The sequence below is a fragment of the Bacteroides gallinaceum genome (genome assembly GCF_030373775.1).
Classification (GTDB): domain Bacteria; phylum Bacteroidota; class Bacteroidia; order Bacteroidales; family Bacteroidaceae; genus Phocaeicola; species Phocaeicola excrementipullorum.
Genome location: NZ_JAUDEN010000004.1, coordinates 174,384 through 189,535 on the forward strand (window position 1 = coordinate 174,384; position 15,152 = coordinate 189,535).

The following is a 15,152-nucleotide window of genomic DNA, read 5'->3' on the forward strand; positions in this document are numbered from 1 at the left end:
ACTTCATAATCCCAAAGAAATTCTCTGCCATAGCGTTGCCATGGTCTTATTAGTAATATTTTGAATAGAAAAAAGCATCTCCATGTCGCCCCCGGAGAAGTTTCTCCTATACCTCAATTAACCGAAATATGAGCTTTACAGCAAACAGATTGTCAAAGCAAATGATTACCTTTGCACTGGAAAACGATATATAAAGATGGAAACAAAAGGAATCAATACATTGCGGTACTCAGACATCTTCCTTGCCATGTATTCAGACAACGGAAGCAGTTGCCTGCACCGTAACCATTCGCATGTGCTGGTCTATATGTATTCCGGCGAGCTGGAGATAAAGGAACGCGAAAAGGTCACCAAACTGCACAAGGGAGATTGCGCCTTCATTCGCAAGGATTTCAGCGTGCAGCTCACCAAGCAGGCATACAAAGGAGAGCAGTTCAAGGCCATATTCCTGATGTTCACCGACAAATTTCTGCGTGTTTTTTACAATCGCTTGGACAAGGGAAGCCTGCCGCAAGATGCACGACGGAGCAAAGTCAGTCTGTACAGGTTACCGTCCAACCGCCCCGACATCGTAAGCCTGTTCGAGTCCATGACCCCTTATTTCAATTCCGGCATACAGCCTACGGACGAACTGCTGGAGTTGAAGATGACGGAAGGATTGTACATACTCCTGAACACGGACAAAAACCTGTACGCTTCGCTTTTCGACTTTGCCGATCCGTGGAAGATAGACATCATGAGCTTTATGGAACAGAACTACACCAACGACCTCTCGCTGGAAGAAATGGCCAATTACACCGGACGAAGCCTGGCCACATTCAAACGGGACTTCAGCAAAGTGAGCGACCTGCCCCCGCAAAAGTGGGTGATTCGCCGCAGACTGGAAGCCGCACACGCCCTCATACTGTCCGGCACACAGAAAGTGACTGATATTTGCTACAACGTAGGTTTTAAGAACCTGTCGCACTTCTCGAAAGCATACAAGGGGCTGTACGGCTGTTCCCCTGCCCACAGCATCTGACAGTCTCTTTTGAACTGTACGGCAAAATACGTTGAGCCGACGGGCAAAGCCTTTCTCTATAAAACCCGCTACCTTTGCGCCAGAATCTTAAAAAAACAAACAATATGGATGCAAAGGAAATGAAAACAGCATTGGTGACCGGTGCGGGAATGGGCATTGGATTGGCATGTGCCGAAGCTTTTGCACGTGCAGGGTATATCACGATATTGGCAGACATCAACGAGCCGAAAGAGCAAGCAGCCAGACTGATGGCGGAAGGTCATCAGGCAGTGGCCTACCGCATAGACGTGTCAGACACGCAGGCGGTAAAGGAAATGATAGACTGGATTGTCTCGAACTACGGACATTTGGATGCCGCCCATAACAATGCGGGCATACAGACACCGCAACGCCCGATGGCGGAGATAACCGATGACGAGTTCGACCGCACGGTTGCTGTAGATTTGAAAGGCGTGTGGAACTGTATGCGTTATGAAATCCTGCAGATGTTGAAACAAGGGCAAGGCGCCATAGTCAATACCTCATCGGCAGGCGGTGTTGTCGGCTTTCCGGGTCAGGCTGCCTATATCGCCTGCAAGCACGCCGTGTTGGGACTGACAAAGACGGCAGCCATTGACTACGCTGGCCGGGGCATCCGCATCAATGCCGTATGTCCGGGTGTGATACAGACTGCGATGGTGGACGAACTGATTCTCCGCAATCCGGCTTTGGAACAGATGTTCACGAAAGACATCCCTGCCGGACGCCTTGGCAAGCCGGAAGAAATAGCCGATGCCGTGTTGTGGCTATGCAGTCCGCAGGCATCGTATATGAACGGACAGGGGCTGATTGTGGATGGCGGCATTACCGTAAAATAAAGGATGTAGAACTAAATAACACAGATAAACAATATGGATATTTTCGAGAAAGACCTTTCAGGTGCTATGGTCTCACCCGACGAGCCGGGCTATGACAAACTGATCAGCACCATCTTCGATACGATGTCTACAGCTGCGGAAATGAATGCAAAAGGCTGGCTCACGCCGGAAGAAGTGCATGAATATCTGCACCGCATTACAGGCAGGGAGATTGATAAGAGTACGACACTGCTGCCCCCGTTCTATGTGGATTACGGCAAGAACATCCGCATCGGCAAGGGATGCTGGATACAGCAAGGTTGCACTTTCTTCGACCGTGGCGGCATCACCATCGGTGACGGTGTGTTCATTGCTCCGAAGGTGAACCTTATCACCATCAACCACGACCCGAATCCCGATAACCGCAGCGCGACATACGGTCGTCCCATTGTCATCGAGGACAAGGTATGGATTGGCATTGGTGCTACGGTTCTGCCCGGCGTGCGCATCGGCTACGGTTCTATTGTCGGTGCCAACAGCGTGGTGACGCATGATGTACCGCCGATGAGCGTCGTAGGCGGCAATCCGGCAAAGTTCATCAAGAAGATAGAAGCAGGAAGCAAGAAATAAATTCAAAACAACAAGGACCGGCAGATGGCTTTTAACCCTGCCGGTCCTTGTTTTAGTATTATAATTATGATTACAGATGCAAAGGTAAAGCAAAAGCCCCACAACGGAATTGCTGTGAGGCTCAAATAGTGTGGGTGAAAAGTCCAAATGAACATGCAAACCCATACGGCCTTTCAGAGAACCGCAACCGACTTGCGTATGTTCTCCAAAATGGCGGAAAGTTTGTTGTCTCTCCGGGCAGTCTGCATATTATAGTCTGTCTGCAAACCGAGCCATATCGTTGCGGCAATCCCTGTTGCAGCCTCGATTTTTAATGCTGTATCGGTGGTTATCGGACGTTTCCCGTTGATTATCTCGTTGAATGCCGTATAAGGCATACCGATTATCCCGGCAAATTTTCTTTGCGACATACCACGTGCCTGCAATTCGTCCTTGAGCATTTCTCCCGGATGTATGGCCACCGCACAAACCAACTCGTTGGGGGCGTAAATTTTCTTTGCTGTTGCTTCCATATCGCGCTTATTTATAATGGTTACTGATGTCCAACAAACGGCATACGGTTATTACCTGTTCGCCGAGAACCTCCCTGACTGTAAATTCAAGGCGGTATTTGATATTGATGCGCACGGATGAAATACCTTTCTTGTCGCCTTGCAGCACTTCGTAGTTCAAGGAGTGTATGCGGTAAAGCTGTTCTACATTTTCAGCGCGTTTGAGAAACATCACGCATTTGTAATAGCCCCTGATTACTTCGGGCTGGTAGCGGTGCTTCTTGTCACTTGTACGGCCTTGCTCGAACAGCTCACGCAAATAGTCTTTATCGAACTCTATATACATATATCCGTTTTATTGTGCTGCAAAGATAATGCTTTTCCGTGGAATATCCACAAAAATAGTGAATATATTATCCATAAATAACTATACAATGACCGCCACCGCCGTCGGCGCAATGCCGTACTGCTTTTTGAACGCTGCCGAGAAATGCGACTGATTTCTGAATCCCACTTTGGTATAGACATCCACAACCTTGTTTCCTCCCTCTTTCATCAAGTTGTAGGCAACCTCCAGCCGCTTGCGTATAAGCCATTCTTCGGGTGTCAGATCACTTATCTTCTTGAAATCGCGCTTGAATGTGGCAAGGCTTCTTCCCGTATAGTGCGCCAAATCTTCCATCGTGAACTCGTATATATAGTTCTTGTTCAGGAAGTCCAGAATGTCGATTTTCCACGGCTCGTTGAAATGAAATGGCTTAACGGAACATTCTGGGGCGTCGCCACAAAGTACATGCAGGACTATCTCAACTGGTTCAAGGTGAAATAGACCGCCCTGAAGTTCTGCAATGACCAGGCCGGTGAACAGCTGGGGCTTTCCATGAAACATTATAATGTCAAGTTTGCAACGGTATAATCAACCAGAGCCTTGAAGACTTAGACGTTTTTTTATCTATCTAATAAAACCTCGTGAGAATTTTGCAGGATTCTGTTGCAGGTTATCAAATTTGTTCATAGATTTGCCGACGTTTGAAATTTAACTGTGAGAACACCATGAAAACACGAATGATTCTTTTGGCTTGCTTGTCCGCTCTTTGCGGCTTTGTATACGCCGGGCAGCCTGCCCGTCCGGCGAGCGACAACTATGTGAAAGGGGTGGAAGCGCTTAATGACGGTGATCCGGTCACTGCATACAAATACCTGAATGCTGAAATCACGGAGCATCCGGACAACGGTTACGCACACTGCTATATGGCGCTGATATGCAACTGCTGCGGCGACACAAAACTGGCGCTTCAGGCACTCCAGTCGAGCCTGGAGCTGATACCGGCGGATGATTCCGAATACCTCTCGTTTGCCCGCTATTCGCGCGGCGTGCTGCTTACGGAACTGAAGCAGTGGGAGGCGGCTCAGCAGGATCTCGACGAAGCGATCCGTCTGAGTCCGTCTGATGCAGAGAACTACAAGGCGCGTGCGCAGCTTTATCTGGAAACGGGAAAATATGAAGAGTCGCTTGGGGACCTGAAGAAGACGCTTGAACTTGACCGGAAGGCGGACGTGAACGATCTTGTCCTCCAGCTGATGGCTGTGGCTCCTTCTGCGGACTTTATGGACCGCGTAACCGCCGCTTTCCAGCTGATTGACCGGGCTGAAGCTCGCTGATTCTTTGCACACTCCTTGTCTTTATGTTGCCGGAACAGGAAATATTCGTTACTTTTGCAGTCGGTTAATGAAAAACAGGTAATTTTTATCGACAGAAAAAAGAATGAGTACGACAAAAGGACATCCGAAAGGACTTTATCTTCTCTTTGTCACAGAAATGTGGGAGAGATTCAGCTATTACGGCATGAGGGCACTGTTCATGCTCTACATGGTGCAGGCATTGCTGTTCGACAAGGAAACGGCATCGCAAGTTTACGGAAGCTATACGGGGCTGGTTTATCTGACTCCGCTTATCGGCGGCTACATAGCCGACCGCTATTGGGGGAACCGGCGTTCGATTGTGGCAGGAGCGCTGACTATGGCCCTGGGCCAGTTTCTGCTTTTTCTCAGCGCGTGTTATTTTCATGAGGCCGGACTGGCCAAATACCTGATGTTCTGCGGGCTGGGGCTTCTGATTCTTGGAAACGGATTCTTCAAGCCCAATATCTCGACCATGGTCGGACGCCTTTATGCAGACGACGACGAGCGGAAGGATTCGGCTTTCACCATCTTCTATATGGGGGTGAATGTAGGTTCCACGATAGCTCCGCTGATCTGCGGGCTTGTAGGAAATACGGGACATCCCGAAGACTTCAAATGGGGCTTTCTGGCTGCATGTATCGGGATGCTGCTCGGCGCTGCCGTGTTTCAGATTTTCAAGAACAAATACATCTGTGATCCCTGCGGAAATCCGGTGGGAACGGCTCCCGTAAAGGCGGACGCGCGTAAAAAAGAGAAAGCAGGGGGCGGTCAGAAAGCATCGTCGGCGCGCGTGTGGCTTATGGCTGTCAGCACGGTTGCGCTTACGCTCCTGTTCTCGGTGAACTGGGATGCCGGAGCTTCACACTGTTTTGCCGGTGCCGACTGGATCGGCTCGCTCATCTATGCCACAACCATTGTGGTGCCGATAGTCATCATCACCGACCGTTCGCTGGCGCGTGCAGAGAAAATGCGGATCGGGGTCATCTATATCATCGCCTTCTTTGTGATATTCTTCTGGTCGGCCTATGAGCAGGCCGGAGCGTCGCTTACCTTCTTTGCCGACGAGCAGACCGACCGGCACATCGGAGGGTGGGAGATGCCGGCTTCTTATTTCCAGTCGTTCAATCCTATCATGATTGTAGTGCTGGCTCCTCTGTTTTCTTCGGTCTGGTCTTTTCTGCGCAAGCGCGGGATGGAGCCTTGTTCTCCCCGGAAGCAGGCAATCGGACTGCTGCTGCTTTCTTTGGGCTATCTGTATATCGCTTTCGGCGTGAAAGGTGTGGAGCCGGACATGAAGGTAAGCATGATTTGGCTTACGGGGCTTTACCTTATCCATACAATGGGCGAGCTTTGTCTGGCACCCATCGGACTGTCGATTGTCTACCAGCTGTCGCCAGCCCGCTTTTCTTCTCTTCTGATGGGAGTGTGGTACCTCAGCACATCGGCTGCCAACAAGTTTGCGGGACTTCTGAGCGGTTATTATCCGGAGAACGGAACGGTGCGCAGTTTCATGGGGTATAGAATAGAAAATCTGTTTGATTTCTTCATGCTGTTTGTTTTCATGAGCGGTGCGGCAGCGGTTGTTCTTTTCCTGCTTTCCGGAAAACTGCAGCGGATGATGGACGCCCATGCCGACAAGAAATGAAAAAGATGTGCCACAAACGGAATCACATGCGCAGAAATGTCCGGCAGTGCCGAGGTGTTTCTGCGCATGATGTCCGGTCATGACACATCCTTCTGATGGTTATGCGCTTCAAGACGGTTGTACCATCCCTATATCGAACTTCTCGGGATGCTTCCCCTTGAAATCCTTGAAATAGAGCTTGATGTCTTTCATGTCTTTGTCGATGTCCCCGCTGGGTATGAGATACTTGTCGGCAAAGATGCATTTCTTTTCATAGTCGATGCCTATGAGTACAATCGGAATCCCGGCTCCTAAAGCAATGTAGTAGAAACCCTTCTTCCAGTCGGGATTGGCCGACCGTGTGCCTTCCGGCGTAATGGCCAGATGAAACGTATCGCTTTGCTTCACCCGTTCGATCAGCTGGTCGACCAGTGAAGTGTGTTTCCCGCGATGAACCGGTATCCCTCCCATGCTTCGGAATATCGCTCCCAGCGGGAAGAAGAACCATTCCTTTTTCATCAGGAATCCGGATTCACGTCCGATGGCGCCGATAAACAGTTTTCCGATGATCAGGTCCCAGTTTGTTGTGTGCGGTGCGGCACAGATGATACACTTCTTGAAGTCCGGAACGCTTACCTTTGCCTTCCATCCCAGCAGCTTGTGATAGATGAAACGGCAGACAGCCTGTTTCATATCACTCGTCCTTTCCCAGTTCTTCGAGTTTGGCGAAAAATCCGATCATGCCTTTATCGAAATCATCCTGCAGCTTCTTGTAGAAAAGCTTCACGCTTCCCGGTTCGGTATGGCTGATTCTCTTTATGATTTCATCCCGCATGTCGTCAATGTCCATGAAGAGCTTGCCGTATTCTTTGCGCTTTTCGCCCGATGCCCTGGCGGCTTCTATCAGACACAATCCTGCTGCAATGTCTATGATATCATTAATTTTCTTTTTCAACATTCTTCTTTTTGCCATAATCTAAAAATTTTATTGGTTATTGAATCTGATGTAAAGATACGTCTTTTTTTGAAATAACGATATTAAAACAGGAATATATTAGCAATAACCCGCTTATAAACATTTTCCGAAGAGCGGGATAATGATCTGGTGGCAGTTGCAATTTCTGCGATATGCATTGTATTTCTTTCTGTCAAATGACTCTTTCCAGGTAGCATAATTTATCGGATGAAAAGCATAACGAGCGTTTTTTTATTATTGCCGCTTTCCACAGCCCTTTCATTTAGAGCAAATTTTTTATGTGCCGTTGCAGATAGTATACATGTATATGTCTGTATTTGGCATATATGTGTGTGTAATTTTGTGGCATAATTAATAGTTGTTATGGAAAAGACATTGATACAGTTCATTAAGGTTGCAGCTTCAAAGTTGCATGACAGTAAGTTGAAGCGGCTCGGCGGTAAAGATGTGACACTCGCTCTTGAAGGAGTTGTACAGGCTTTGAACTTGGACAGTAAAGATGAAGCGATTCTTTTTACCGCACTGTTTGACAAGAGTTGTTCCGGATACAGTTGTGATCTTGGAGATATGGCAGCGTATTTCGGATGTACCCAACTGGATATCATGGAGTATGTTTCTGCCCTTAAGTCGCTCGTAAAGAAAGGGCTTGTTGTCCAAACAGATTTGAGCGAGTGTCGAATGGCACGGCAGAATTTCATGGCAAGCAATTATGCCATTAGCTGCATTCTTGAAAACAAGAAACCGGAATTTCGCGAGGCACGCATTCTGGAAAAAGAGTTTGACAGGTATGATTTCTGCAAGCTGGTTGATGCGCAAATACAGGATAACAATGTGACGGCAGAAGCTCTTTTTCAATTTATAGAACAAACGGAAGAAGAAAATATGGCAATGCCTTTGGTAAAAGATTTACAAGCTGTAATAACAAGCATTCCGGCACGTGCCTTGTTTTATGAAATATGCTATGATTTTTTTGACCGTGACGGCAACGGACGTTCTGACTTGACCAGCACGCTAAGGGATATGTATGAGGCATACGGTGTCCGCTTCAGGGAAAGAAAATCCCTGTTGGATGGGAGTCATCCGTTGATTCAGGCAGATCTGGTGGAAATATCCGGGGATAAGGAAGATATTCTTCTGACTGTAGCCGGACGGAAACTTTTTCTTGGTGAAGATTTCGGAGCGTTCGGCAAGCAATATTCAGGCCTTAACCGATATTCATTCGTGCACGAAGTCAAGGAATATGTTCATAGCAAGGAACATGATGTGGAAAATCCGCGGGCAATGGTGCGTCTTGCAGCTAAAATTCGTCAGATGGAGGATTCCAACCGCCACATTGCCAGTCTGCAAAAAATAAAGGATATTTTATCCGAAGAGGATTTCCGTGCGTTGTTCTATATCGTTTGTGATGCCTGCGCCAATGGAGATGTGATAAGCATATCGAGAGAGTTAAATGAATTGTATGCGGTTAAGGAACGTAATGTCAACTTGAAACTTTTTAAAGATAAGATGCACAAGATGCAGCGGCTTGACCTTGTGGAGATGGTAACCGAAACCGGTTTCTTCGGGGAATACACTGTGCTTAAACTGACCGATAAAGCTAAGGAACTCTATTTCGAGGAAGACGCTCAGCTTTTTATCGAGAAAGTGGACAAGAAGGAGCTTATCGCATGCACAGATATCAAAGAAAAACGATTGTTCTTCTCCGCTAAGGAGCAGGAACAACTGACACTGGTCGGAAACACGTTGCAAGAGCAGAACTATCAGTCGCTTGTAAAGCGGCTTGAACTAAAAGGACTTGCAAAAGGTATTGCTGTCCTGCTGTATGGCGCGCCGGGTACAGGAAAGACAGAATCGGTCATGCAATGGGCAAGACAAAGCGGACGAGACATCATCCATGTGGATATAAGTGCGGCTAAGAGTATGTGGTATGGTGAAAGCGAGAAGATAGTCAAGGGCATTTTTACCCGTTACAAGCGGATGTGCAAGCGTTCATCCGTCAAGCCTATACTGCTTTTCAACGAAGCGGATGCCATCCTTTCAAAACGACATAACATGGATGGAGGCCGGAGTACCGATCAGACCGAAAACACCATTCAGAATATCATTTTGGAAGAAATGGAAAAGCTGGACGGCATATTGATTGCCACAACAAACCTTGCAGATAACCTTGACAAGGCTTTTGAACGTCGCTTTTTATTCAAGATCCGGTTTGAACGGCCAACTGTGGAAGCCAAACGCAATATATGGTTGGATAAATTATCCGGATTAAGTCTGGATGATGCCGCGCGTCTTGCATCTGACTATGATTTCAGTGGCGGGGAAATAGATAATATCGTCCGTAAAGCAACAATGATGGAAGTGATAGACGGGGTATGTCCTTCGATTGATATTATTGACAGGCTTTGCGGAGAGGAAAAAATATCCAAACCTTATACTAAAATTGGCTTCAGCCGTTAATTGTTCAGGATAAAGCAAACAGCAATAACCAATTGATTCCTTTTATTTTATATAATTAATTCTTAGATTTGTAATAATTAAAGCTAAATGACTATGGCTGCAAACAAATTTGGCCGTTATGTATGGCTGATAGATCTGATCAGAAGCCATCCTTACATCACTTTTAAAGAAATAAGCGAAAAGTGGGAAGACTCAGGGCTGGGGGACGGAAAGCCTCTGCCGTGGCGGACTTTCATGCACCACAAGGAGGCGGTAGAGTCTATTTTCGATGTTATCATTGAATGCGATAAAAGAGGGTATGGCTATTATATAGAAGATGATGAGTTGCTCAAAGGTGACGGTCTTCGTTCTTGGCTGATTGACTCATACGCTACATTAAATCAGGTTCAGGCTGACATAAAACTGAGCGGAAGGATTTCTTTTGAGAAAATGCCTTCCGGTAATAAATACCTTCAGTTGATACTTCAGGCCATGCGTCAGAACAGAGTCATAGAGATAACACATCAAGGATTCGGGCGCGCGCATCCGACTACCTTTGAGGTCGAACCTTATCACCTGAAAGTGGCAAGCCGCCGGTGGTATCTTATCGGAAGGTCTCCGTATTATGGTGAAGTAAGGACATATGCTTTGGATAGGATGCAGCATGTGGATATAACAGACAAAACATTCAATCTGCCTGAATCTTTTGATATCAACCGCTATTTTGAAGGATGTGTAGGTATCATGGCCGGCAGGGAGTATGACATTGAACGGGTTGTAATCAAGGCATATCATTGGGCGGTAAAGTATCTTTCTACACTTCCCATTCACGAAAGCCAAAAAGAGATAGCCCGCGATGACAATTCGATTACTCTGGAGTTCCATGTACGCCCTACATACGATTTTTTTCAGGCACTTCTCCAGCAGGGAGACCAGATAGAGATAATCGAACCGCAGTGGGTAAAGGAAGGCATGTGCCGTATTGCAGAAAACATTTTGTCTTACTATAAAAAGAAAGAGGACAGTGCTGGAACATGAAAATTTATGGCATTCGTCCTGAAGATACGAAAATATGTGCAAGGCTGTATTTAAGGGAGATGAATGATATGGCAGATATTTAGAATAATAGAAAACTTTAATGGATATAACTATGACTCAAACATTTGAACGAAATAATTGCAGCGACAATAAAATCGGACTAAAAACCGTCACAGAACTTTGTGGAATGAATTTCTACATTCCCAATTATCAACGAGGCTATCGCTGGACGGAACAGCAGATCAAGGATTTGTTGAATGACATTAATGAATTTAATGACAATAATGGCTTTTATTGTTTACAACCTTTGGTTGTAAAGCGGCGTGAAAAGGATATATTTAAAAAGATAAAAGAAGAAGCCAGGGATATCAATGATGTCTATGATTATCTCAAAGGGACATGGGAAGTGATAGACGGGCAGCAACGTTTAACCACTATTTTTATTCTTATGAAATGTTTGGGGATAACAGACATGCATTATACGTTGAAGTACGAAACAAGGAGCGGCAGTGAACAATTTTTGAGTGGAAATTTGGAAATGAATGAGGAAAATATCGATTATTTTCATATTTCCAGTGCAAAACAGGCCATCAGTGAATGGCTAAAGGATAAAGATTGTTTCTCCATAAAAGACTTTAAAGAGAAGTTGTTGGAAAAAGTGAATTTTATATGGTATGAATCAGTTGATGAAGATCCAATCAAGGTCTTTACCCGACTGAATATAGGTAAAATATCACTTACAAATTCTGAACTTATCAAGGCTTTGTTCTTGAACAGGTCAAATTTCGACATTAAAGCCAATGGAGATATAAAATTGCGCCAACAAGAAATTGCTTCAGAGTGGGATAAAATAGAATACTCATTACAGAATGATGAGTTTTGGCTTTTCCTGCATGAGAAAGGTTATGACCATCCTACCCGGATAGACTTTATTTTTGATTTAATTTGCGAAGCTAATGATTTAAAGTTAGATAACTATAAAGAAAAAATCGGGACTGATGACTATAGAACATTTCGTTATTTTTATGAATACTTTAAGTCTGATATATCAGCAGAAGAATGCAATAATTTCCCAAAAGAAGATTCTAAAATAGTCAAATGCTGGAAGACCGTAAAAAGGTATTATCAGACTTTTGAGGAATGGTATAATGATTTGGAATTGTTTCATTATATTGGTTTTCTCATTGATTGCAAAGGAGATAATATTATTAAAGACCTTTTGTACAAATGGAATCAACAGACCGATAAAAAGTCATTTCTCAAAAATCTTAGAAATGAAGTAAAAAATGTAATTGACAAATGTCCTGAATTGAAGGAAGATGGAAGTAATAAAAGAGAATGTAAACCGATTTTATTGTTTCACAACATTCAGACAGTAATCAATCAGAACCAATCTCAGCGGCATAATGAAAAATATGAGATGGGAACATTCTATAAATTCCCATTCCACCTTTATAAATTGGAAAGCTGGGATGTTGAACACATCAACTCAAATACGACAAATCCGGAAGAAGATGTTGAATCTCAAAGAGAGTGGCTATTGAACATTTATTTAAGCGTAAAAGAGGAATTACAAGAGAAAATAAAAGAGTATTTCAATTCTTCATCAGAGGATAATAAAACTTTGTTTGAAGAAATAAAGAAAGAAGTTCCTTTTAGTAATATAGAGTGGACTCAAGAAGAGAAAAATCGAATTTGGAATTATGCTTTGCTTGATTCTTCTACCAACCGAAGCTATGGGAACTCTATCTTTTCCGGGAAACGTAGGATAATTATTGGAAAAGATAAGGGAAAACTGATAGCAATTCCCAAATTATCGAAAGATGGTAAATTGGTAATGACAGACGAACAAAACAGTACTTCATCGTTTGTCCCGCCATGTACAAGGCAAGTCTTTCTAAAATATTATTCAGCGACGGCTGGAAACAATAATTATTGGACAATAGAGGATGCGCAGAGCTATTTGAGCGACATAGAGTCTTGTATTAAAAAATTGGAGGAATAATTATGACAGGAAATAAGATAACATTTTGGAGTTTCATACAGAAAAACAAAATCGAGATTCCTATTATACAACGTGATTACGCACAGGGAAGATTAGGTAAAGAATACTTGCGCCAAGGTTTTCTGGCGAATCTGAAAGAAGCCTTAGACGAAGAAGATGATGAGAAGGAATTAAAACTTGATTTTGTATATGGTTCTGTCGAAAACGGGAAATTGCAACCTCTGGATGGTCAGCAACGATTGACTACGTTGTGGCTATTACATTGGTACATAGCACTAAGAGCAGGAAAGTTGGGAAAAGTCGGTTGTATTTTAAAGAACTTTACTTACGAAACAAGAATTTCATCCCGTGAATTTTGCGAACATTTGTGTGATGAAAATAATTTCAAGACATTCATTTGCGCTCATTGTAAGTATTCAAGTGGATGCTCACAAATGAATATTGTTGAATTTATCACAAGGCAAACTTGGTTCTATTCAGCATGGAAACAAGATCCTACCATCCAATCCATGCTGAGAATGCTTGGAGGTACGAAAATCAACAATAAAAAAGGCGAGGATATCATAGACGGTATAGAGGAACTGTTTGGTGAAACAAGTCTTGAAAGGTTTGAATACTACTGGAAAGAATTGTCCAGTGATTCTCCGATCGTATTTTATTATTTGCCTTTAGAGAAGTTTGGTCTTTCCGATGATCTTTATATTAAAATGAATGCCCGCGGCAAACAGTTGACCATGTTCGAGAACTTCAAGGCCGATTTGATCGGGTTTATTCTGGAGCAGGCAGAAAGTGAACAGGATAACAGTAAATGGAAAAGCCTGTCAAATGAAGCCAATGGTATTCCAATAAAGATGGATACCACATGGACTGATATATTCTGGAGAAACAGATCCGAGTCAAAACGAATAGATGAAATCTATTTTGCCTTCCTAAACCGATATATATTGAACAGTCTGATCTTAGGATTAAATTCTGCGGATGAAGCTGAAGGAAACAAAAGTTTTTGTCATTTGTATGGGAATAAAGGAAATGATACGGCACTTCAATATACAAATTTTGAATTTTATAAAATCCCGTCATTAGAAGCGGTATTGGAGAAGTTGCAAACGACATTGGAGAATTTTCATTCTTTCATCTCTGATAGAAAAGAAGAATCTTTAAAAGATATACAAAAGGAGTTTCTTCCTTTATGGGATGAACAAGATGATTTTCGTTTCATTCCAGAGTATAAGGATAATTCTATAACCGTTTTAACTCAACCTCAAAGAGTTGTTTTTCATGCTATTTGCAGATATTTTGAACTGGGTAAATATGAAGAAAGAAGTTTCAAGTGTTGGATGCGCATAGTTTGGAATTTAGTAGCAAATGGAAATATCAACAGCATCGAGTCAATGATTGGTAGCCTAAGGCTTGTCGATGAATTGGGCTTACATAGCCATGACATTTATGGATTTTTGGCTTCTGATGAAATTATAAAATCGAATGTTGCATCAGAGCAACAAAACGAGGAACGTGAAAAAGCTAAGAAGATTATCGAGGATATCAAATGGGAGGAAGTAATTGTATCAGCAGAGAAATATGCCTTCTTCAAAGGAGCGGTACGTTTCCTGTTCCGTAATGAAAATGGCGAATTGGATTGGGGGAATTTTAATCAGAAATGGAACAATGCACAAGTGTTCTTTGGCAAGGAGGGTGCGTATCAAAAAGATACCATGCTATTGCGTTACTTCATTAGCAAGTTTACGGATTGGTCTTTATTTTGGGGTATGACTTTTGATAATGCTGATGACTCCTGGAGAACTGTCTTGTTGGACAAGAAATGGATTAAACCTATCCATGAGATTTTAATTTCGGATAATATTGAAATTGAAACTGATTATTATTCTTGCCTGGTGAGTTTTGAATCTCAATATGAAACTATGCAGAAAAAAGTGCAAGAAGAACTTGTTACTACTAAGCTATTGGAACATATAGAGAAAGGATGCAGTCTGAACTGGCGATATGATAATTATGTTTTATACCCATATAATGTAAAGGCTGACTGGAAAAAGTATATAATAGCGAACAAGCGAAACGAAATTCTGTCTTCATTATATGAAGGTAAAATATCTTGTAACGATAAACAGAAAGGCTATATATACACTGACCAAAAAATCGAAAATTGTGATTTCTTTTGGGGGCGAAACATACAGTTTGAATATGTATATAAATCTATTTCATATTGGTTTCGTTGGCAATCGTGGGGATGGATTGACATGTATGAAGGAGATATTCGTCTTATTGATAAGAAAACTCCTTTTACAGATAAATTGGTAATAGACGCCTGTCTAATAAATACTACAGAGGATTTAACAAGAGAATTAGAACGGTGTATTAACGATTACATGGAATACAAAAAAGTTTTTGGTTGAT

At 43.4% G+C, this 15,152-nt stretch carries 13 protein-coding genes and 1 pseudogene; 9 read left to right on the plus strand and 5 right to left on the minus strand.

Annotated features, from left to right (window positions below):
* The first annotated feature begins 196 nt into the window (after positions 1-196).
* From QUW60_RS03980 to QUW60_RS03990, 3 genes are all read left to right on the plus strand, one after another.
* Positions 197-1,021, plus strand: a complete 825-nt coding sequence (locus QUW60_RS03980) for a helix-turn-helix domain-containing protein (RefSeq protein WP_434736841.1) — start codon at positions 197-199, stop codon at positions 1,019-1,021.
* 104 nt (positions 1,022-1,125) lie between these two features.
* Positions 1,126-1,878 (plus strand): SDR family NAD(P)-dependent oxidoreductase, encoded by a 753-nt coding sequence (locus QUW60_RS03985; protein WP_289558584.1) that lies wholly within the window; start codon positions 1,126-1,128, stop codon positions 1,876-1,878.
* A gap of 33 nt (positions 1,879-1,911) precedes the next feature.
* Positions 1,912-2,487: a DapH/DapD/GlmU-related protein gene (locus tag QUW60_RS03990; RefSeq protein WP_258337473.1), complete on the plus strand. Its 576-nt coding sequence runs from the start codon at positions 1,912-1,914 to the stop codon at positions 2,485-2,487.
* A gap of 173 nt (positions 2,488-2,660) precedes the next feature.
* Here QUW60_RS03990 and QUW60_RS03995 read toward each other — a convergent pair whose 3' ends face one another.
* The 3 genes and pseudogenes from QUW60_RS03995 to QUW60_RS04005 all read right to left on the minus strand — a co-directional run.
* Positions 2,661-2,999, minus strand: a complete 339-nt coding sequence (locus QUW60_RS03995) for a HigA family addiction module antitoxin (RefSeq protein ID WP_258337472.1) — start codon at positions 2,997-2,999, stop codon at positions 2,661-2,663.
* Between the two features lie 7 nt (positions 3,000-3,006).
* Positions 3,007-3,324 (minus strand): type II toxin-antitoxin system RelE/ParE family toxin, encoded by a 318-nt coding sequence (locus QUW60_RS04000; RefSeq protein ID WP_258337471.1) that lies wholly within the window; start codon positions 3,322-3,324, stop codon positions 3,007-3,009.
* 81 nt (positions 3,325-3,405) lie between these two features.
* Positions 3,406-3,732: pseudogene (locus QUW60_RS04005) on the minus strand (helix-turn-helix domain-containing protein); the annotation flags it as partial.
* Between the two features lie 299 nt (positions 3,733-4,031).
* On the opposite strand from QUW60_RS04005, the gene QUW60_RS04010 reads away from it, so the two are divergent.
* Together QUW60_RS04010 and QUW60_RS04015 are read left to right on the plus strand one after the other, a co-directional pair.
* Positions 4,032-4,640 carry a tetratricopeptide repeat protein gene (locus tag QUW60_RS04010; RefSeq protein WP_289558587.1) on the plus strand — a complete coding sequence of 203 codons (609 nt, stop codon included), beginning with the start codon at positions 4,032-4,034 and terminating at the stop codon, positions 4,638-4,640.
* Between the two features lie 103 nt (positions 4,641-4,743).
* A complete protein-coding gene (locus QUW60_RS04015; RefSeq protein ID WP_289558589.1) occupies positions 4,744-6,306 on the plus strand; it encodes a peptide MFS transporter in 1,563 nt (520 codons plus the stop codon).
* Positions 6,307-6,414: 108 nt separating this feature from the next.
* Here the strand turns inward: QUW60_RS04015 and QUW60_RS04020 are convergent, their stop codons facing one another.
* Positions 6,415-6,978: a 1-acyl-sn-glycerol-3-phosphate acyltransferase gene (locus QUW60_RS04020; protein WP_258337468.1), complete on the minus strand. Its 564-nt coding sequence runs from the start codon at positions 6,976-6,978 to the stop codon at positions 6,415-6,417.
* Between the two features lies 1 nt (position 6,979).
* Positions 6,980-7,258 (minus strand): hypothetical protein, encoded by a 279-nt coding sequence (locus tag QUW60_RS04025; protein ID WP_258337467.1) that lies wholly within the window; start codon positions 7,256-7,258, stop codon positions 6,980-6,982.
* Between the two features lie 366 nt (positions 7,259-7,624).
* Between QUW60_RS04025 and QUW60_RS04030 the strand changes: the two genes are divergently transcribed.
* From QUW60_RS04030 to QUW60_RS04045, 4 genes are all read left to right on the plus strand, one after another.
* Positions 7,625-9,718, plus strand: a complete 2,094-nt coding sequence (locus QUW60_RS04030; protein ID WP_289558592.1) for an ATP-binding protein — start codon at positions 7,625-7,627, stop codon at positions 9,716-9,718.
* A gap of 93 nt (positions 9,719-9,811) precedes the next feature.
* The gene (locus tag QUW60_RS04035) at positions 9,812-10,735 is read left to right on the plus strand and encodes a helix-turn-helix transcriptional regulator (protein ID WP_289558594.1); all 924 of its coding nucleotides are present in this window, start codon (positions 9,812-9,814) and stop codon (positions 10,733-10,735) included.
* A 100-nt stretch (positions 10,736-10,835) separates the two neighbouring features.
* Positions 10,836-12,740, plus strand: coding sequence for a DUF262 domain-containing protein (locus QUW60_RS04040; protein WP_289558596.1), 1,905 nt, complete (start codon positions 10,836-10,838; stop codon positions 12,738-12,740).
* Between the two features lie 2 nt (positions 12,741-12,742).
* The gene (locus tag QUW60_RS04045; RefSeq protein WP_289558598.1) at positions 12,743-15,151 is read left to right on the plus strand and encodes a DUF262 domain-containing protein; all 2,409 of its coding nucleotides are present in this window, start codon (positions 12,743-12,745) and stop codon (positions 15,149-15,151) included.
* Position 15,152 lies beyond the last annotated feature (1 nt).

What these genes read in the sequence shown, in the direction of transcription:
- QUW60_RS03980 (WP_434736841.1), top strand. Translation starts at nt 197, where the DNA reads ATGGAAACAAAAGGAATCAATACATTGCGGTACTCAGACATCTTCCTT.
- QUW60_RS03985 (WP_289558584.1), top strand. Translation starts at nt 1,126, where the DNA reads ATGGATGCAAAGGAAATGAAAACAGCATTGGTGACCGGTGCGGGAATG.
- QUW60_RS03990 (WP_258337473.1), top strand. Translation starts at nt 1,912, where the DNA reads ATGGATATTTTCGAGAAAGACCTTTCAGGTGCTATGGTCTCACCCGAC.
- QUW60_RS03995 (WP_258337472.1), bottom strand. Translation starts at nt 2,999, where the DNA reads ATGGAAGCAACAGCAAAGAAAATTTACGCCCCCAACGAGTTGGTTTGT.
- QUW60_RS04000 (WP_258337471.1), bottom strand. Translation starts at nt 3,324, where the DNA reads ATGTATATAGAGTTCGATAAAGACTATTTGCGTGAGCTGTTCGAGCAA.
- QUW60_RS04010 (WP_289558587.1), top strand. Translation starts at nt 4,032, where the DNA reads ATGAAAACACGAATGATTCTTTTGGCTTGCTTGTCCGCTCTTTGCGGC.
- QUW60_RS04015 (WP_289558589.1), top strand. Translation starts at nt 4,744, where the DNA reads ATGAGTACGACAAAAGGACATCCGAAAGGACTTTATCTTCTCTTTGTC.
- QUW60_RS04020 (WP_258337468.1), bottom strand. Translation starts at nt 6,978, where the DNA reads ATGAAACAGGCTGTCTGCCGTTTCATCTATCACAAGCTGCTGGGATGG.
- QUW60_RS04025 (WP_258337467.1), bottom strand. Translation starts at nt 7,258, where the DNA reads ATGGCAAAAAGAAGAATGTTGAAAAAGAAAATTAATGATATCATAGAC.
- QUW60_RS04030 (WP_289558592.1), top strand. Translation starts at nt 7,625, where the DNA reads ATGGAAAAGACATTGATACAGTTCATTAAGGTTGCAGCTTCAAAGTTG.
- QUW60_RS04035 (WP_289558594.1), top strand. Translation starts at nt 9,812, where the DNA reads ATGGCTGCAAACAAATTTGGCCGTTATGTATGGCTGATAGATCTGATC.
- QUW60_RS04040 (WP_289558596.1), top strand. Translation starts at nt 10,836, where the DNA reads ATGGATATAACTATGACTCAAACATTTGAACGAAATAATTGCAGCGAC.
- QUW60_RS04045 (WP_289558598.1), top strand. Translation starts at nt 12,743, where the DNA reads ATGACAGGAAATAAGATAACATTTTGGAGTTTCATACAGAAAAACAAA.